The organism is Devosia nitrariae, from assembly GCF_030160115.1.
Lineage (GTDB): Bacteria > Pseudomonadota > Alphaproteobacteria > Rhizobiales > Devosiaceae > Devosia > Devosia nitrariae.
Genome location: NZ_BSNS01000011.1, coordinates 807428 through 826863, shown reverse-complemented (window position 1 = coordinate 826863; position 19436 = coordinate 807428). Strand labels below are relative to the sequence as shown.

Annotated in this window: 15 protein-coding genes and 1 pseudogene; 1 reads left to right on the top strand and 15 read right to left on the bottom strand. The window is 62.9% G+C overall.

The window, feature by feature from the left end; all coding sequences use genetic code 11:
- The 15 genes and pseudogenes from QQK18_RS14405 to QQK18_RS14335 form a co-directional block, all read right to left on the bottom strand.
- Positions 1-454, bottom strand: a pseudogene (locus tag QQK18_RS14405) (malate synthase G); the annotation flags it as partial.
- A 174-nt stretch (positions 455-628) separates the two neighbouring features.
- Positions 629-1957: a histidinol dehydrogenase gene (gene hisD / locus QQK18_RS14400; RefSeq protein WP_284341019.1), complete on the bottom strand. Its 1329-nt coding sequence runs from the start codon at positions 1955-1957 to the stop codon at positions 629-631.
- Positions 1958-2000: 43 nt separating this feature from the next.
- Positions 2001-2954: an NAD(P)-dependent oxidoreductase gene (locus tag QQK18_RS14395; RefSeq protein ID WP_284341018.1), complete on the bottom strand. Its 954-nt coding sequence runs from the start codon at positions 2952-2954 to the stop codon at positions 2001-2003.
- Positions 2951-3949, bottom strand: coding sequence for an oxidoreductase (locus tag QQK18_RS14390; RefSeq protein WP_284341017.1), 999 nt, complete (start codon positions 3947-3949; stop codon positions 2951-2953). Before QQK18_RS14390 ends, QQK18_RS14395 begins: the two co-directional genes overlap by 4 nt.
- 44 nt (positions 3950-3993) lie before the next feature.
- Positions 3994-5865, bottom strand: coding sequence for an ABC transporter ATP-binding protein (locus QQK18_RS14385; protein ID WP_284341016.1), 1872 nt, complete (start codon positions 5863-5865; stop codon positions 3994-3996).
- A gap of 9 nt (positions 5866-5874) precedes the next feature.
- The gene (locus QQK18_RS14380) at positions 5875-6759 is read right to left on the bottom strand and encodes an ABC transporter permease (RefSeq protein ID WP_284341015.1); all 885 of its coding nucleotides are present in this window, start codon (positions 6757-6759) and stop codon (positions 5875-5877) included.
- Position 6760: 1 nt separating this feature from the next.
- Positions 6761-7696: an ABC transporter permease gene (locus QQK18_RS14375; RefSeq protein ID WP_284341014.1), complete on the bottom strand. Its 936-nt coding sequence runs from the start codon at positions 7694-7696 to the stop codon at positions 6761-6763.
- A 60-nt stretch (positions 7697-7756) separates the two neighbouring features.
- Entirely contained in the window at positions 7757-9352 is a 1596-nt protein-coding gene (locus QQK18_RS14370; RefSeq protein WP_284341013.1) for an ABC transporter substrate-binding protein, read from the bottom strand.
- Between the two features lie 48 nt (positions 9353-9400).
- On the bottom strand, positions 9401-10993 hold the full coding sequence (locus tag QQK18_RS14365) for an ABC transporter substrate-binding protein (RefSeq protein WP_284341012.1): 1593 nt from the start codon (positions 10991-10993) through the stop codon (positions 9401-9403).
- Between the two features lie 45 nt (positions 10994-11038).
- Positions 11039-12637 carry an ABC transporter substrate-binding protein gene (locus QQK18_RS14360; RefSeq protein ID WP_284341011.1) on the bottom strand — a complete coding sequence of 533 codons (1599 nt, stop codon included), beginning with the start codon at positions 12635-12637 and terminating at the stop codon, positions 11039-11041.
- Positions 12638-12658: 21 nt separating this feature from the next.
- Positions 12659-13771, bottom strand: coding sequence for a mandelate racemase/muconate lactonizing enzyme family protein (locus tag QQK18_RS14355; RefSeq protein ID WP_284341010.1), 1113 nt, complete (start codon positions 13769-13771; stop codon positions 12659-12661).
- 10 nt (positions 13772-13781) lie between these two features.
- The gene (locus QQK18_RS14350; protein WP_284341009.1) at positions 13782-14219 is read right to left on the bottom strand and encodes an acyl-CoA thioesterase; all 438 of its coding nucleotides are present in this window, start codon (positions 14217-14219) and stop codon (positions 13782-13784) included.
- Positions 14220-14379: 160 nt separating this feature from the next.
- Entirely contained in the window at positions 14380-14829 is a 450-nt protein-coding gene (locus tag QQK18_RS14345) for a MaoC family dehydratase (RefSeq protein WP_284341008.1), read from the bottom strand.
- On the bottom strand, positions 14822-15637 hold the full coding sequence (locus QQK18_RS14340) for a MaoC family dehydratase (RefSeq protein ID WP_284341007.1): 816 nt from the start codon (positions 15635-15637) through the stop codon (positions 14822-14824). The genes QQK18_RS14345 and QQK18_RS14340 overlap by 8 nt, the downstream gene beginning before the upstream one ends.
- Position 15638: 1 nt before the next feature.
- A complete protein-coding gene (locus QQK18_RS14335; RefSeq protein WP_284341006.1) occupies positions 15639-18005 on the bottom strand; it encodes a CaiB/BaiF CoA transferase family protein in 2367 nt (788 codons plus the stop codon).
- A gap of 231 nt (positions 18006-18236) precedes the next feature.
- Here QQK18_RS14335 and QQK18_RS14330 point away from each other — a divergent pair, with 231 nt between their 5' ends.
- Positions 18237-19358: a LacI family DNA-binding transcriptional regulator gene (locus QQK18_RS14330; protein ID WP_284341005.1), complete on the top strand. Its 1122-nt coding sequence runs from the start codon at positions 18237-18239 to the stop codon at positions 19356-19358.
- Positions 19359-19436: the final 78 nt, after the last annotated feature.

Sequence of the window (19436 nt, the reverse complement as noted above, 5' to 3'; positions counted from 1 at the left end):
CTTCATCCGGGATTGCGTCGCTGCCATAGAGAGCGTCGTACAGGCTCCCCCAACGGGCATTGGCGGCATTGAGGGCAAAACGGGCGTTCATCACCGGCACCACGAGTTGGGGCCCTGCCAACGACCCGATCTCGGGGTCGACACCGACCGTCTCGATGGTGAGCGGAGCGGTATCTTCGATGAGGTAGCCGATCTGCTTCAGGAATCGCTTGTAGGAGACCGCATCCCAGTCCTTTCCGCGTCGCTCGCGGTGCCATTCATCGATCAGCGCCTGCAGACGGTCGCGTTCGGCCAGAAGTTCGGCAGTTCGGGGGCCAAGGCTGGCAACCAGGTCGGCGTATCCACGCCAGAAGCCATCCAGATCAACGCCGGTGCCCGGCGCGGCTTCCGTTTCGATGAAGGCGCAAAGGTCAGCGTCGACCCGCAGGCCGGAGCGTTCGAGATAGTCGGTCACAGGGCCTCACAAGATAAGTTCGAGAACCGATGTACCGGCACCTGCAGGCGCAATCATCTGTTCGCGCGGGGATTCCCACGATGCGGAAACGGTGACGGATCCAGGTAGAGGCTCCGGCGGTACCGCCACACCACTAAAGTCCGCCACGGTCCCACCGAAGCACGGCATTCCACCCTATTCGGCCGCCCTGACAGGAGGGCTGGCCGGCTGACCGTAGGGCACATTACGGCCGCCATAGCGGCGCACACGTACATTGGCCTGCTCGGCATGGCCGACGAAACCTTCGAGCATGGAAAGGCGCGAGCCATACTCCCCGATCATGGCGGAAGCCTCGTCCGTGGTGACTGTCTGCCAAGTGCACGTCTTCAAGAACTTGCCCACCCACAGACCGCCCGTGTAGCGCGCGGCTTTCATGGTGGGCAGAGTGTGATTGGTGCCGATGACCTTGTCGCCAAAAGCTACATTGGTGCGCGGGCCAAGGAACATCGCGCCGTAGTTGGTCATGCTGTCCCGAAACCACATATCCCGGTCGGTCATCACCTGCACATGCTCCGAGGCAATGCGATCGGCCTCAGCCAGCATTTCCTCATAGCTCTCGCATAGGATCACCTCGCCATAATCCTCCCACGACCTGCGGGCCATCTCGCCGGTCGGCAGGATGGCGATCAAACGCTCGATCTCGGCCATGGTATCGCGGGCCAACTTTTCCGAGTTCGTAAGCAGGATCGCCGGGCTCGTCGGCCCGTGCTCGGCCTGGCCGAGCAGGTCGGTGGCGCAGATCTCGCCATCAACTGTCTCGTCGGCGATCACCAGCGTCTCGGTTGGGCCTGCAAAGAGGTCGATGCCGACACGGCCATAGAGCTGCCGCTTGGCTTCAGCCACGAACGCGTTTCCGGGTCCGACCAACATGTCGACCGGGTCGATCGTTTCGGTTCCAATGGCCATGGCACCGATGGCCTGTATACCGCCCAATACGTAGATCTCGTCGGCGCCCGCCATGGCCTGCGCCGCGACGATGGGGGCGGCCGGTTTGCCGTTGAAGGGTGGCGCGCAGGTGATGACGCGGTCGCAGCCGGCCACCTTCGCCGTGATCACCGACATGTGCGCTGACGCCAGGAGCGGGTATTTACCTCCCGGCACATAACAGCCCACAGCATTGATCGGCACATGCTTGTGGCCCAGCGTTACGCCCGGCAGTGTCTCCACCTCCAGCTCCAGCATGGTGGCTTTCTGCTTTTGCGCGAAATTTCGCACCTGTGTCTGGGCGAATTCGATGTCGCGCAGGTCCTGGTCGGTCAGTTGCGACAGGCAGTCGTCGACTTCTTGCCGGCTCAGCCGAAAATCGGTTCGATCCCAATTATCGAACCTGACCGAAAGTTCCCGCACGGCGATATCGCCCCGCTTCTCGATATCGGCGAGAATGGATTCGACAGTGGCGCGAACCTGCCGATCGGCCGCGGCCCGCTCCTCAACATCCTTACCGCGCTTGAGCCAGACTGGCATGGCAAAATCCTCTTACAACACTGGATTGACTGGAGACGGCGGATCAGTAGCGAAGGGTCCTGTCGACCAGTCCGAGTAACTCTTCTCCACGCCGATAGCGCTCGAGGTTCTCAAGGAAGAATGCGGTGATCCTGCCCTTGGTCTCGGGTGAACTGCCGGAGATGTGTGGCGACACCCTCACCTTGGGATGATGGTAGAGCCAGTGCCCGTCCGGCGGCGGCTCAGGATCGGTCACATCGAGCGTCGCACCGCCGAGTGAACAGTCCAGCGCCAGTCGCAGGGCTTCGGAATCGATCACAGGGCCACGGCCAACGTTGAGAAGGTGGGCGCCGGCTTTCATGGCGGCAAATGCCCTGGCGTCAATCATGCCACGCGTCTCGTCCGTGAGCGGCGTGCAGACGACGACATGGTCCGAACGCCGCAGCAGATCGTCCAAAGGCACGATGTCGACGCCTGCCACGCCGCTGGGGCCTGGCGACCGCCTCATGCCGATGACGGTCATATCGAAAGCGAGCGCCCGCCGAGCGATGGCTTTGCCGATCGCTCCGAATCCGACAATACCAAGCGTCCTGCCCTCGAGACCAGCCAGCCTATGTTGATGCCAGTCGGTGCGGCTCCTCGCCCATACCCGGGGGATGTCCTTGGCGAAGGCCAGCATGGCCGCAAGGACAAACTCCGAAATCGGGACCGAGTAGCCGCCGCGGGTCACGGTGACCCGCGGCGCGGTGAAAAGCCAGTCGGGGTATTTGTCCAGTCCCGTCGAGCGCAGGTGAACCCAGCGCAGGTGGAATGGCCATCCCGGCGGCTGGGACATGTCCTTGTGAAGTCCTACTACGGCGCTTTCCTGGTTGATCAGGAGCACCTCGGCCTCCATCGGCACCTGCCAGGCTGTATCTGCGGTGGCGCCGAGGGCGGTGAACGTCACACCCTCGGGCAGCCGTTCCACAATGGACGACGCCAGGCGCTCGCCATATTGGTGGGCAATGATCAGCGTCATTGGGTCTCGCGGACCCTGACCAAAACTCGGCCTTTGATCCGCCCGGCAAGGATGCGTTTGGCGGCCTCGGGGAGATCTTCGAGGCGAACTTCTTCAACCAGGGCCGAGTACCCGCCGAAATCAAAGGTTTCGCCGATGCGCGACCACGCGGCAACGCGTGCTCCGTAAGGCTGCATGACGCTGTCGATGCCGGCCAGGGTCACCCCCCGGAGGATGAAGGGCAGCACGTTGGTATCGAGGTCGATACCCCCGGCGTTGCCAATGGAAGCAACGGCACCGCCGTACTTGACCTGCTTGAGCAGCTTTCCCAGGATCTTGCCGCCCACACTGTCGATGGCAGCCGCCCAGCGCGCCGATTCCAGCGGCTTATCAGGCTGAGCGAGGAATTCGTCCCGGGGGAGAACGGCGCTGGCGCCAAGCGCCGTGAAACTCTCGGCGTGTTCCGGGCGTCCGGAAAGCGCCACCGCGTGATAGCCCAGCTTCGCGAGCAGCGAGAGCGCAATCGTGCCCACACCGCCGGCCGCGCCGGTAACGAGCACCTCGCCCGCATCTGGCACGAGACCTGCCGCTTCCAGCCGGTCGATAGCCAGCATGGCCGTAAGACCTGCAGTGCCTACGATCATCGCATCGCGCGTCGTCATGCCCTCGGGCAAAGGCACCAGCCAATCGGCGTTGACGCGGGCACGCTCGGCATATCCGCCCCAATGATTTTCCCCGACGCGCCAGCCCGTCAGGACCACCTTGTCGCCGACGGCGTAACGCGCATCGGCGCTCTTGCGCACCGTGCCGGCGAAGTCGATGCCGGAAACATGGGGATAATTGCGCACGAGCCCGCCGGCACCCGTCAGACAGAGGCCGTCTTTGTAGTTGAGGTCGGCCCATTCAACGTCCACCGTTACATCGCCTTCCGGCAGACGCTCATCGGAGAGGGTCTCGATGGTCGAGGACACCTCGCCATCCTCGTGGCGGTTGCTGACGAGCGCGCGAAACGTCATGAAAAATTTCCCTTGTGTGGATGCAGCCTTAAGGAACTGAGGCGTCAGACCTTCCAGTCGTCGCCCCAGACCTGAACGATATGCGCAGGGGAAGCCTCCCTGTATTCCCTTACGGGCGGCACATAGTCCACCGGGCGGATCGGGCTCTTGACTTCTTCATTGTTGACCGGGCGCAGCTGCTTGCGACGGCTCGGATCGGGCACCGGAACGGCTGCCATGAGACGCTTGGTATAGGGATGCTGAGGGTTGCCGAACACAGCCCTGACCGGTCCGCACTCAACGATCTCGCCGAGATACATTACCGCCACCTGGTGGCTGATACGCTCCACCACGGCCATATCATGGGAGATGAACAGGTAGGACAGACCGAACTGCTCCTGCAAATCCATCATCAGGTTGACGACCTGCGCCTTGATCGAAACATCCAGCGCCGAGACGCTTTCATCGGCCACGATCACCTTGGGTTCGAGCGAGAGGGCTCGCGCGATGCAGATGCGCTGCCGCTGACCTCCGGAAAACTGCGAAGGAAAACGGCTTGCCATGTCGGCGCTAAGCCCGACGCGCTCGAGCAGGTCCATGGCCTTTTCGCGGGCCTGGGCCTTCGTGCCGAGCTTGTGGGTCAGGAACGGCTCGGCAATGGCGTCTCCGATCGAAATGCGCGGATTGAGGCTGGCATAGGGATCCTGGAAGATCATTTGAATGTGGCGCCGCATGTCGCGCATGCGTTCCTTGTCCAGCGCCCTGATATCTGTGCCTTCGATGCTTATTTCGCCGCTCTGCGGCTCGATCAGCCGCATGATGGCGCGGCCTGTCGTGGATTTGCCGCAGCCAGACTCCCCGACCAGAGCCAATGTCTCGCCGCCCCGCAGGTCGAACGACACCTTTTCGACGGCATGCACACGGCCTGAGGGGCCGCTGAACAAACCTCCCGGTATATCGAAGCGCTTGACCAGGTTGCGCACGCTCAATACCGGCTCACCTTCGCGGCGGACCGTATCAGGGCGCTCACGCGCCGCTGCTACGATACCGGTCTTGCGGTCCAATGTGGGGAAATGCTGCGGGCCGTTCTCGCTGCCCTGCCCGAGCTTGGGGACGGCCGCTATGAGGGCGCGCGTGTAGCCGTTCCTGGCCCGCTCGAATATCGCCTCGGTGGTGTCGGATTCGACCGCCCTGCCCTCCAGCATCACCACGGTGCGGTCCGCCACCTCGGCAACGACGCCCATATCGTGGGTGATGAAGAGCACCCCCATACCCTCTTCCTTCTGCAACTGCTTGATGAGCTGCAGGATCTGCGCCTGTATGGTCACGTCGAGCGCCGTGGTCGGCTCGTCGGCGATCAGCAGCCGGGGCTTGCAGGCGAGCGCCATGGCAATCATCACGCGCTGGCGCATGCCGCCGGAAAGGGAATGTGGATAGTCGTTGAGACGCGAGGCCGCAGCGGGGATGCGTACTCGGTCAAGCAGGCGCTCAGCCTCCTTCATTGCGGCCTGCCCCGAATACCGGTCATGAATGGTCAGAACCTCGGCGATCTGCTTGCCTACCGTCTGCAGCGGATTGAGGCTGGTCATGGCTTCCTGGAAGATCATGCCCATCTGCAGGCCCCGGACCGAGCGCATCTCCGCAGGGCTGAGGGTGAGCAACTCGCGGTCCGCGAGCCGGACCGAACCCTCCACGCGGCTCATCTCCGGGTCGAGCAGGCGCATGATGGACAGGGCAGTGACAGACTTGCCGGAACCGGACTCTCCGACAACCGCCAGGGTTTCTTCAGCGTCGATATCGAAGGAAATCCCGTTGACGATCTCGACCCAGCCGCGCGACGTGAGGAACGACGTCTTGAGGTCACGCACCGACAGGACGGATCCCTGTCCTGCCTTGGGCGCGACGCGTTCGGTGCCGACAGCGCTAGTGGCGTGCATGTCGTTCTCCTATCGGGCCGTCGAGGGGTCGAGGGCGTCGCGAATGGCGTCTCCGACCAGATTGAAGGACAACACCACCAGCGTGATGGCCACACCGGCACCGATGATCGGCCAGGGCGAACCGAACAGGCTGTTGAGGCCGTCCCGGATGATGTTGCCCCAGCTGGGGTTGGGTGCGCGTGTGCCGATGCCCAGGAAACTCAGCGAAGCCTCAATGCGAATGGCCGAGGCAACCCACAGCGTCATCAGCGCAACGATCGGCGCCATGATGTTTGGAATGATGTGGCGCACGATGATGATGGGCGTCCGCACGCCGACCGCGATTGCCGCCTCGACATAGGGTTCCTGCTTGACCGAAAGGGTCTGTGCGCGGGCCACACGGGCAAAGCCGGGAATGAAGGCGACGGTGATGACGGCGATGATATTCCAGAAGCCGCCGCCCAGCACGGCCGCGATCAGGATGGCCAGCAGCAGTTCCGGGAAGGCAAGCAGCAGGTCGATGACGCGTGAGATCAGCCGGTCGATGATGCCGCCGAAGTAGCCGGCGATGACGCCCAGTAGGGTTCCAAAAATGGCGGCCAGCACCGGTGAAATAAAACCGAAAAGCAGCGAATTGCGCGAGCCATAGATCAGGCGGCTCAAGACGTCCCGGCCGAACTGATCGGTGCCGAGCCAGTTTTCGCTGCTGGGCAGGCGGTTAATCTTGAGAATCGACTGGGCCAGCGGATCATAAGGCGCAAGAAAGGGCGCCAGGACCGCTATGAGGACAAAGACGACAATGATGCCTGTGGCCAACATGGTGTCCAGTCGTCCAAACAGGATCTTTCTGACCTTTTCGAGGGCACTGGGCTCGGCCGGCAGAACGCGGGCGGTCTCTTCTGCAATCACGGACATCCTACTTCACCCGCACACGTGGATCGATGACGACATAGACAAGGTCCATCAACAGGTTGATCAGCACCACGAACCCGGCAAACACCAGGACGCCACCTTGAATGACGGCATAGTCGCGCTCGGCGATGGCATCGATCAGCAGGCGCCCGATACCCGGCCGGTTGAACACCAATTCGACCGCCACCGATCCCGACAGCGTAGAGAGCAGACTGAGGCCGAGGCCGGTGGAGACGGGCAGCATCGCATTGCGCAAGCCGTGCTGGTATATGACGCGGTTTTCCTTGGCGCCCTTGGCCCGCGCCGTGCGGACATAGTCCTTGCCGAGTACTTCGAGCAGACTGGTGCGTGTCAAGCGGCCGAGGAAGGCGGCCTTGACGAAGGCAAGCGTTAGCGCTGGCAGGAAGATGTGGTGCACGCGACTGACGAAGTCGGTACCCGCCCCATTGATTGGGAACCAGCCCATATTGAGCGAGAAGGTGATGAGGAGCAGCGCGCCCAGGAAGAAGTCGGGAATCGCATACCCGATCAGCGAGAACAGCCGCACCCCGGTGTCGGGCGTCTTGTTGCGGTTTGTCGCTGCGACCACCCCCAGCGGTATGCCGGCTACAATGCCCATCAGCATGGCCGCCATGGTAAGCTCGATGGTATATGGCAGGTTCTGTGCGATCAGCGTCAGCACCGGCGTGTTGGAAAGCAGCGACCGCCCCAAATCGAGCGTCAGCACGCCGCCCAGGAAGTTGAAGTACTGCTGCCAGAGCGGCACGTTCAGGCCCATGCGCTCCCGGAACTCGGCCAACTGCTCGGGCAGCGCCGCGTCCCCCAGGGCCGCCAAGGCTGGATCGCCCGGCAGGATGCGCATTGCAACAAAGACCAGCGTCAATACCAGGAACAGAGTTGGTATGGCGTCGCCTAATCGGAGGAGCAGATATCGGGCCATAGTGCACCGCCTTGAAGTAGCCGGGCTCTCGCGGCCGAGAGCCCGGATGCCGGAATGAGTCTAGACCGTCTTGGTTGCTCGGTGGAAACGCCAGCGAGCGTAGCCGCTTTCGACTTGATAGCCGAGATCTACCTTGGCGCTGCGGACGGCAGTAAAGCCGAGCGTGGAGAGCCCGATCAGCGGTAGGTCGCGCAGCACCTGCAGTTCGATCTGTTTGCAATAGTCGAGATAGGCTTCGTAGTCGGTGGCGGCCAAAGCCTGGCCCAAAAGATCGTCGATGCCGGGCATGGCTACGCCATAGTGGCTGTAGTTGCCGCCGCCAGAGCCATCCGCTTTCACTTCCGACGCTGATGCCAACTGCTGGAAGTAGATCTGCGTCGGGATCGGCGGATAACTGGACGAGTGCATCGCCAGCGTGTTCTTGTCCGAGCGGTTATCGGCATGATAGGCCGTGTGATCGCCGATGATGAGGTTCATGTTGAACCCTGCGAGACGCAGCTGTTCCTGGACGATCAGCATGGTCGAGGAATAGTCCTCGCGTTGGCTGCAGAGGGCGTCGAAGCTGATGCCATCCGGGAACCCTGCTTCGGCAAGTAGTGCCCGCGCCTTTTCCGGATCATAGGGATATTGCAGTTCCTCGGGCAGATCTTCTATCTTGAACCCCGCCGGGAAGAAGTCCGGCTGCAGACCGGCCATGGTGCCACCCATAGGCGCCAGTGCCTGGGCCACCGCTGGGCGGTCAATGGCATGCATCAGCGCCTGGCGCACCAGCAGATTGTCGAATGGTGCGCGGGTCAGGTTGACATGCAGGGTGTTGAACGACCCCGGCGTGGTCATGTCGATCTGCAGTGAGGGATCGCGCTGAAGGATCGAGTCGATCCAACCCGGTGCCCGCACGGCCTCAATGATGTCTACATTGCCCGAGAGCAGCGCCAGCGTGCGCGCGGTGGTGTCGGCGATATAGACGCATTCGACATTGGCGATCCCGGCCTTTTCACCCCAATAGTTCTCGTTCCGCTTCAGGCGAGTGCCGAACTCGGGGTCGAACTCGACAAGTTCATAGGGACCGGTGCCAACAGCATCGGTGGCAAACGCCTCGGCACCGATTTCCTCATAGGCCTTCTTGGATACTATCGAGGTGTTGTTGTTGAAGATCGACGTGCCCAGAAGGTTCACATCGGGCTGCTTGAGAGTGATCGTGATCTCATAGGGACCATCGGCCACCACGCTCTCGATATTGGAAAGGATCGTGCGGTTGGTGCCCTCGTTGATGGCGCGCTCGTATGAAAACACCACGTCTTCGGAGGTCATCTCTCCATAGCCACGATGGAACTGCACCCCTTCGCGCAGCTTGAATGTCCAGGTTCTCGCATCATCGGACTGCGTCCATTCGGTGGCGAGCGTCGGCACGTACTCTTCCGGCACCAGTGCGAAGCGGCCATCGTCAGGACGTACGAGTTGTTCGTAAATCTGTTCGGTAGCCCAGTTGTCCGAGCCTTGCGTGGTGAGGTTTGGATCGGAATGGCGCGGGCCATTGGCTGCGATCCCCATGCGTAGCGTGTCGGCGTCCTGAGCTTGCGCTGCCTGGATGCCGACGGCTGTCAGTGCCGTGGTCGCCGCAGTCAGCTCCAGAAAATTGCGTCTGTTCAAAGCCATACTCTCCCTCCTCCCGGGTTGGCGCCGGAGACTTCCGGCGCCGGTTCATTACGCCTTGGTGGCGCGGTGCAGTCGCCAGCGCGCGTAACCGCTCTCGACCGGATAGCCCAGCTCGATTCGTGGATTGCGCACGATGGTGTAGGACAGCGTCGAGAGACCGATCAGCGGCAGGTCACGCAGCACCTGCAGTTCGACCTCACGGCAAAGCTCGAGATAGGTGTCGTAGTCAGCGGCGCTCAGTGCCTGCTCGATCAAGTCGTCGACGCCGGGAATGGTCACGCCATAGTGGCTGTAATTGCCTCCGCCCGAACCGTCCGCCTTCACCTCGGCCTTGGAATAGAGCTGCTGGATGTAGATCTGCGTGGGGATTGGCGGATAGCTGGAAGCGTGCATGGCCAGCGTGTTTTTGTCGGAGCGGTTGTCGGCGTGGTAAGCCGTGTGGTCACCGATGATGAGGTTCATGTTGAACCCGGCCAGGCGCAACTGCTCCTGCACGATGAGCATGGTCGAGGAATAGTCCTCTCGCTGGCTGCACAGTGCATCGAAGCTGACGCCATCCGGGAATCCGGCTTCGGCCAACAGTTCGCGCGCCCGCTCGGGGTTGTAGGGATACCGCAACTCCTCCGGTAAGCCCTCGGTCTTGAGGCCGGGCGGGAAGAAGTCTGGCTGCAGGCCAACCAGCAGGCCGCCCATCGGTGCAAGCGCCTGCGACACGGCGGCGCGATCGATGGCGTGCATCAACGCCTGGCGCACCTGCAGATTGTCAAACGGCGCGCGGTTGAGGTTGACGTGCAGGGTGTTGAACGAGCCCGGCACAGTCATGTCGACCTGCATGTTCGGGTCGCGTTGCCGGATGGAGTCGATCCAACCTGGCGCGCGAACCGCCTCGATCATGTCGACCTGCCCCGAGATCAGGGCCAGCGTGCGGGCGGTGGTGTCGGCGATATAGAGGCATTCGATATTGCCGACCTTGGCCTTCTCGCCCCAATAGTCCTCGAAGCGCTTCAGATATGTGCCGCTCTCGGAGTCGAAGCGCACAAGCTCATATGGGCCCGTGCCAACCGCGTCGGTCGCAAAAGCCTCCGCGCCGATCTCCTCATAGGCCTTCTTCGAGACGATATTGGTGTTGAGCGAGAACACTGTCGTACCGAGGAAGTTCACGTCGGGCGCATTGAGCGTCACGACGACTTCGTAGGGACCGTTGGCCACCACGTCGGCGACGTTCGCCATGATGACGCGGCCGGTGCCGACCTCTTTGGCCTTGAGATAGGTAAAGACCACGTCGTCGGACGTCATCTCGCCATAGCCGCGGTGGAACTGCACGCCTTCGCGCAGCTTGAAGGTCCACGTCTTGGCGTCATCGGACATCGACCATTCGGTCGCCAGCACTGGCAGGTATTCTTCTGGCGCCAGCGCAAACCGGCCATCGTCGGGCCGCGCGAGCTGCTCGTAGATCTGTTCGGTAGCCCAGTTGTCCGGGCCTTGCGTGGTCAGGTTCGGGTCGGAATGGCGTGGCCCACCAGCGGCCAGGGCAATACGGATGGTGTCGTCGCTCTGGGCGTGCGCAGTTGACACGCCAATGGCCGACAGTGCCGTCGTGGCGGCCGTCAGTTCGAGAAAGTTGCGCCTGTTGAGTGTCATGAGTGGTGTCCTCCCAATGGGGTGATGCCCTTATTGCGGGTCGGTCTATAAGGTGGCCAGCGTGGCCTTGTGCAGGCGCCAGCGCGCATAGCCGCTCTTGACCTCGTAACCGAGGTCCACGCGCGGACTGCGTGCGATCGTGTAGGACAGCGTGCCCAGGCCCATGACCGGCAGGTCGCGGCGGACCTGCAGGTCGATTTGCTCGCAGATGGCCAGATAGTCATCAAAGCTGGTGGCCGCGCCGGCTTTTGCGATGAGGTCGTCAACGCCGGGGATGGCTACGCCATAATGCGAGTAGTTGCTGCCGCCCGTGCCGTCCGCCTTCACTTCCGAGGCGGTCGAGAGATAATCGAGATAAAGTTGCAGCGGGATGGGCGGATAGCTCGAGGCGTGCATGATCAGCGTGTTCTTGTCCGTGCGGTTGTCCGCGTGGAACGCCGTGTGGTCGATGATCTGCATGTTCATGGTGATACCGACCGCGCGCAGCAGTTCCTGCACGATCAGCATGCTGGACGAGTAATCCTCGCGCTGACTTATGTAGTTGGAAAAGGTCAGGCCGTCCGGATAGCCGGCCTCGGCCAAAAGCGCCCGCGCCTTATCTGGATCGTACTCGTACCGCAGATCCTCCGGATACTCCTCGATGTCGAATCCGGCCGGGAAGTCTGGCGGTTCCAGCCCATACATCACCCCGCCCATCGGCGCCATGGCCTGGGCCACAGCTTCCCGATCAATGGCGTGGGCTATGGCCTTGCGCACCAGCAGGTTGTCGAAGGGCGCCCGTGTGAGGTTGAAATGCAGCGTGTTGAACGAGCCCGGGACAGTCATATCGAACAGCAGGCTCGGGTCACGCTGCAGCATGGAATCGACCCAGCCGGGCGACCGCACGGCCTCGATCATGTCGACATTGCCCGAGAGCAGCGCGAGCGTTCGGGCCGTGGTGTCGGCGATGTAGAGGACTTCGAGTTTCGGCGTCCTCGCCGCCTCGTCCCAGTAATCGGGAAAGGCACTGAGATAGACGCCCGATTCCGCATCGAACCGGTCAAGCTGGTAGGGACCGGTGCCAACCGCGCCGGTCGCCCAGGCCTCCTCGCCGATCTCCTCGTGCGCCTTGCGCGACACGACGAAAGCCTGCGGAGAATAGACCGAGCTCCCCAGGAATAGGGGGTCCGGATCGTTCAGCGTCACGACGACCGTCGCCGGGTCGGGCGCCGAAACGTCCGCCACATTGGCATAGAGGGTCTTGCGGCCTCCAACGAAGCGGGCCCGTTCGAAGCTGTAGATCACGTCGTCGGCCGTCATCGTGCCATAGCCGCCATGGAACTGTACGCCCTCGCGCAGGTGGAACGTCCACACTTTGGCGTCGTCCGAGGACTCCCATGACGTCGCGAGCGCGGGCTCGAAGTCATCCGGCGTGGTGCCGAACTGTCCGTCGGGCGGCCTGACCAGTGGTTCGAACATCTGTTCCATGGCCCAGTTGTCGGGGCCTTGCGTGATGATGTTGGGGTCGAGCGCGCGCGGTCCGGACGCCGACAGAGCAATACGGATGGTATCGCCCTCCTGAGCCCGGGCCGGCAGACCACCGACCATCGCCAGTGCCGACGTGGCAACGCCCAGTTCGAGGAAATGTCGTCTGTTCATAGCCATGGGGATCTCCTCCGATGATGGTCAGCGCCGCCGCTTGTCGAGCTCGGCATCGATCAGGTCGAGCCCGAGACCTGGACCGGCAGGAATCTGGAACTTGCCTGACGCCGGCTTGGGCGGGTTGCGGAACGCCGGATGCATGCGGGTGTCCGGGTCGGCAAATTCGGCCGGCTTGGTGAGATGCATGATGGTGGCAAGGACATGCAGGTTCGCGACATGGCCGATGGTGGGCTGCGTTTGATGCGGCACCAGCTCGACGCCATGCGCGTAACAGATGGCGGCGCATTGCATGAGACCGGTGATGCCGCCCATCTTGACAATATCGGGCTGCACCATGCGCACCCCTGCGTTGATCATGTCGACAAGTGCCTGGGTCGTGTAGGTCTGCTCGGCGGCCGAGACGGTGATGTCGAGACGCTGGGCCACCTCGCCCATGGCACGCACGTCGTAATGCTGTACCGGTTCCTCGAACCAGAGATAGCCCAGTTCCTCGAGCGTACGGCCCACGCGAATGGCGCCGCCGACGGAGTATTGGTTGTTGGCATCGAACGCGAGCGGGAAATCATCGCCCACCAGCTTGCGCACGGCCTTGGCCTTGGCGATGTCGCCGGCAATATCGTAGTCCTGACGCGTGCGGTCGCCGTCCCAGCGGATCTTGATGGCCGCCGGCATTTCTGCCTTCCAGCGGGCTTCGACCACGCGCACCACCTCATCCACCGTCCGGTTGGAGTTGCCGCCGATCGAGGCGTAGAAGGGAACCTCCGTGCGCCAGGCGCCACCCAGGAGCTTGTAGACCGGCTGGTTGAACAGCTTGCCCTTGAGGTCCCACAGGGCGATGTCGAGCGCCGCCAAGGCCCCGGTGACCGCGCCCTCGGGACCCAGCTTGACGTATTTGTGCAGCAGCCGGTCGTAAATCACCGCATGGTCGAGGATGTCCGCCCCTACCAGGGAGGTCGCCGCGTCGCGGAGCACCCATAGCGAATGCTCGCCGCCATGCATGGGCGAGGCCTCGCCGTAACCGACAAGCCCATCGCGAGTGGTCACCCGCACGAGCGCGCTGCGGCGACCTGGCGGGTCGTCCGGATTCCAGGTCACCTGGAAGGCGTCTACGGATGCGATGGTGGAAGCGCTGGCCACGACGGACTCTCTATTGGACGAGGATGGTTTCGAGGTGCTCGCGCACCTTGGCGGAAAGGGGAGCCGGCCGCTTGCTGACCGGATCGAGGAAGACGTGGACGAAATGGCCGTCTGCAGCGGCCGCGTCCTCGTCATTGACGAAGGCGGCGAGGCCGTAGCGCACCGACGAGGTGCCGATCCGTTCCACACGCAGGCCCATTTCGAGCCTGTCGGTGAAGACGATTTCCTTCAAGAAGCGGCAGCCATTCTCGGCCACGACCATGGATGTCCCTCCCTTGGCGATGCCGAGCCCCCGCCCTTCATGCAGAAACCGCACCACTGTTGTGTCGAAGAACTCGTAGAACTGGGCGTTGTTGGCGTGCCCGAAGACGTCGATGTCGTTCCAGCGCAGAGTGATGACGCTGAACCACCGATAGTCCTGGCGTCGACCGGCCGGCCGGCGATCCATCAGGACAACCGGATCGGGGGCGCCGTCATGCGCGCAGGAACTCCCGACATCTTGCTGGTCTCTCCCTCTTTCCAACGGTGGCCGGTTCTACTGCCGCCCTAGCCGCTCATTACCCGGTAACCATACATGACATGCATCCGTATGCAAGAGGTTCTGGCTGTTAATTTGCATCCGGATGCAGCCACTTCATTACGTGCTCGGCAACGGCCACGGTTTCGCCGGCCTGGTTGGCCACGATGACATCGGCCAGGGATCGCCGCCGTTCAGGATCGACGGTCTTGACCCGATAGGTCACCGTCACCGCATCACCGAAGAAGACCGGCGCCACGAAACGCAGCCGGTCGTAGCCGAGCGAAACCGGCACGGTGCGATTCCCGCGCGCTTGCGCCGCGCGGATGGCGCGAGTGGCGGCTGCAGACATGTACCCGACCAACAGCGCTCCGTGGGCGATCGGCTGACCGTAGCTCGAGCGGGACATGAAATCGGGATCCGTATGCGCCTCGTAATCGTCGCCGCTTAATCTCGCGAAGGCGGCGACGTCCTCGCCCGTCACAGTGGTCGTCAAGGAGGTCAGTATCCCTTCGACCGTTTCCGTCCAGTCGCTACCCATAGATCTGCGTTCTCCGGTACCGGGCAGCAACAGCACCGTCGGCCAAAAGGAACTCTTCGGAGACGAAATAGTGCCTGCCTTTGCGTTCGTAGGTTTCGGCGATCCGGCCTGCGGTGCGGATATGCCGGCCGGGATAGACCAGTTGGAAGTGCTGCGCCTCGGCTGAAACCAGCACGACCGGCGCCGGGAACTTCCAGCCGGAATTGGTGTCGCCCATCGCCATCCGCATCAGCATGCCCGAATGGACAAACCCAGGATCGGCATAGAGCGGGTGCCGCTCGCCGAAGGCCGACAGCGAAGTGGCGAAATCCTCGGCGGTCAGGATCCGGTCGCGGCTATGCAACGGGGCGTCGACCGGCAGTTCCCCGGGCCCGATCGCGGGCGGGATCTCGGGAGGCGGCAATATGGCCAGTGCCGCAGGGTCGGGGGCGGAAAGCGGCTCGTGCGGCAAGGCCACCCAACCGCTCGCGACCGTCTCGTCGTCGCCATTGCGCACCGTAACCTCGGCACGTGCGAAGCGACCATCGTCCTCCAGCGGGCCGGCGCTGACCACGAGGTCGTCATGGTTGTAGACGGGCCGCCTGAACCGGGCAGACATGGCGCCGCTCTCAGCCCAGCGCTTACCCCAGGCTTCGATGGCGAGGCGGCTGATGTGGCCGTAGACGAAGGCACCCGGGATGAGCGCCGCCTTGTAGCCACGGGCCCGTGCCACGGCATCGTCGTGGATGGAGCCCTTGTAATGCGGTGCGTCGTCGAGCAGCACGTGGACTGCCAGGTCACGCGGAAAGGTGGGAGAGAGGACTTCCATCTCACGCACCCTCCAGGGGCCGGGTCGCCATCGCTGGGCCCGCCTCGATCGTGGCGATTTCGTCCACCGACAACCCCAGAATGCCCTCCAGAACATGTCGGTTGTGCCCGCCGAAGGGCGGTGCAGCCCGTACCTGGGCGCCCGGCGTTGCACTGAGGTCGATCGGCAGCCCAGGATGCGGGTGGCGACCGGCATCCGGGTGCTCGAGCTCGGTGAAGAAGCCGCGGTGGGCCAGATACGGGTCTTCCGCAAGATCCTTGGGTGTCTGCACCGGCGCCGCGGGAACGCCAGCCGCCTGCAGCGCATCGGCGATCTCGTGCTTGTCCTGGCTGCGGGTCCAATCGGATACGATTATGGTCAGCGCATCCTGGTTGTCGAGCCGGCGGTCAACGCTGGCAAAGCGTGGATCCTCGATCAGATCCGGCCTGTTCATGACTTTGCAGAGGTTGCGCCACTGCGCTTCGTCGAGCGCTGCGATCGCCACCCACTGATCGTGCCCACGCGTGGGGAACGCGTCGTGTGGCACCGCGTGGGGAACGCGATTGCCGCTTGGCGCTGGATCGATGCCGGTCTCGCCGGCCTTGAGGATTTCGGCGCCGATGAGTTGCATGGCCGCCTCGACCTGGGGAACCTCGACATATTGCCCCTGCCCCGTCCGCTGCCGATAGATCAGCGCGGTCAGTATCGCGGCCGCTGCATTGAAGCCGCCGATCGGATCGAGATAGGAGGGGCCGGTGACTTCGGGCTGACCGCCGGGATAGCCGATCATCGCCGACATGCCGGCGGCCATTTCCATGGTGGGCCCAAGCGCAGCATAGCCGGACATGGGGCCATCGGCGCCGAAGGCCGGCAACTCGGCCACAATGATATCGGGCTTGATGGCCGTCAGGCTCTCGTAGTCGAGCCCGAGCTTCTTGAGCGTCCCCGGCCGGAAGTTACAGACCACCACGTCAGCGACGGCCACCAGCCGGCGCAATGTTGCCCGCCCCTCCTCAGTCTTGAGATTGAGGATGCAGCTCAACTTGTTGACGTTCTGGGAATTGAACAGAAACGATCGGTCGTACCATCTGGCGCCGGGTTGGCCATCGGGGAAATTGACCGGGTTGGGCCTATCTTTATTGAGCCGCCATGAATTGACGCGGTTGGGTGCTTCGACATGGATGCACTCGGCCCCGAAATAGGCGAGGACGCGGCCGGACATCGGACCCGCCCACGCAGTGGTCAATTCGATGATGCGGATGTCGGAGAGAGGCATATCGGCGGCCGGGCGCGCGGGCGGCGAACGGCGGGCCGGCGGAGCAGCCAGGTCGCCGGCTTCGCCCGGTTCCGGCGCTCCGCGGCTAAGAGTCCGCGGCACCGCCGACAGACGGAACGGCGGCCCGAGGGCAGTCCGTCCGTTGATCTCTTCCCAATAGTTGCGCGCAGCCAGATGACGGCTACCGATCAGTTCGGACGGCCTATACGCCTTGGCGGCAATCACCTGAGCCCGCTGCAGGATCTCCACAAGATCTTCGGCCATCATATCTGCGACCCTGGTCTGCAGGATAGCAAAGAGTGCGTCCCAGTTAACACGGCGGTCACCGGGATCGGCAAAACGCGGATCGTGCTCGAGCTCGGGCAGGCCGAGCGCATTGACCAGCGCGTGCCAGCGAAAATTATAGATCCAGATGCAGACCCAGCCGTCCCGGCACAGGACCTGTCCGGCCTGAATCGCCTGTTCGGTACGCTGGCGGACAGTGCCGTTGTAGATATACTGCATGACATAGGGGAAGCACATGGCGGCCGCGGTTTCGGCCGCATCAACGCGTACCACCTGCCCCCTATTGGTCGTTTTCCGGGCGTAGAGCGCCGTCAGGGCCCCCACATAGGCCCCGACGCCGCTGGCGAGCGCGGCGCGATTGCCAGTCCCATAAAGCGGCTCGCGCCCGGCGGCGCCATTGTTGTGCATCATGCCCGAAAGAGCCTGCAGCACGAGCTCCGGCCCCTGCCAGTCGGCGCGCGGACCATCCGAGCCGAAGTTCGAAGGCACCACGACCACGCACGCCGGGTTCAACCGTTCGACCGCCGCCGCGTCCCCATTCGGAGGCAGGACCACCACATCCGCCGTTGCCAGCAGCGCCTCGAACCGGCTGGAGCCTTCTCCGGTCGCTCGGTCGATCACCACCGACCGCTTGCCGGTATTGAGGTGGAAGAACTGCAGGGAGTCGCCCTGCTCCGAGAAAGGCGCGAGTCGACGAACAGGGGAGCCTGCCGGCGGCTCTACAAGCACGACAGTTGCGCCGAAATCGGCAAATAGCCGCGCGCAATACTGGCCGGCCAGCGTATCGGAAAGGTCTACCACCCACAGGTGATCCAAGGCGCCAGGCATAATCACTCCCAGTCCGGACAATCGAAAATCCGATGGCAATCGGATCCTCCCCCGCCGCTCCGGAAGGATCGGCGCTTGGCAACCTTGACCCCATATTGGGTCCTGTATCGCTTGCCACGATGAGACGATAGCCACGATTGCATCCGTATGCAATGACGAGTTTGCATCCGGTGAACATGATTGACCAGTGTTTGCATCCCGAGGATGGCCTGTGTCATAGAGGAGACTGCGATGGTGGTCACATCAGGCCACACCGTTGCGGGAGACGATATGGACGACGCCAATCCTGTTGGGCCTCCGCCCAAGCGCAAACCGATTACGGCGCGGGAACTGGCGCGGCTCATGGGTGTCAGCCAGTCCGCAGTTTCCCGGGCATTCACGCCGGGAACGTCGATTTCGCCCCAGTTGCGCCAGCGCATCCTGAGGGCCGCCGCCGAATTGGATTACCACCCGAACGCCATCGCCTCGATGCTTTCGACGCGCCGCAGCAATATTGCGGGAATCGTCGTTTCGGAGATGCAGAATCCGTTCTACCCGACCCTCATCGAAAAGCTGTCTCGCGAGCTTCAGCGCGTGGGCCTGCAAAGCCTGATGTTCAACATTACCCGCGGTTCAAACATCGAAGAGCAACTGGTCGCCCTGCGGAAATACAATGTCGACGCCGTCGTGGTCGTCTCGGCTACTGTTCTCTCCGGCGCCTCGCTGCGCTGGGCGACTGAAGGGCGCGCCGCGGTTCTCGTCAACCGCACCATTCCCGACCAAACGCTAACCTCGGTCAGTTGCGACAATGTCGAGGGTGCCCGAGCCATTGCGGACCATTTTCATGCAATTGGCCGCCGACAGGTCGCCTATGTCGGAGGCCTGCCGCATACATCGACAAACCTCGAGAGGCAGAATGCCTTCATCACGCGAGTGGCCGAACTCGGCATGACGTTGACTCACACTCTTTCGGGCGGAGAATACAGTTATGAAGCGGGCTACAGGGCAGCCCTCGAGATCGGCCAGGCCAAGAGAACCGACGCCGTGTTTTTTGCGAACGACATTCTGGCGATCGGTGGATTCGATGCGTTCAAGGACGGCTTGGGGCTGCTGGTTCCCGAGGATATCGCAGTTGCCGGTTTCGACGATGTCGACATGACACGCTGGCCGCGCTACTCGCTCACCACCTTCCGCCAGCCGGTCGACGCTATCATCGAGAGAACGGTCAGCCTCATCATCGAGCAATTGTCGAACGAGGATTTTTCTCCCAGCCAGAATCCGTTGAGCGGAGAGCTGCTCATCCGTCATTCGACCGTCGGTGGTCGGGGACTCGAGAAGATCGGGCTGCCGCTTCCACCCCAAGAACAGCGCTGAACAGTCCTGCCTCGGGAAGTCCGGGGTGCTGCCCCCCGGGGCAGGATTCGCAAGGCCGGAGGGGCGTCGGCTCGCGCC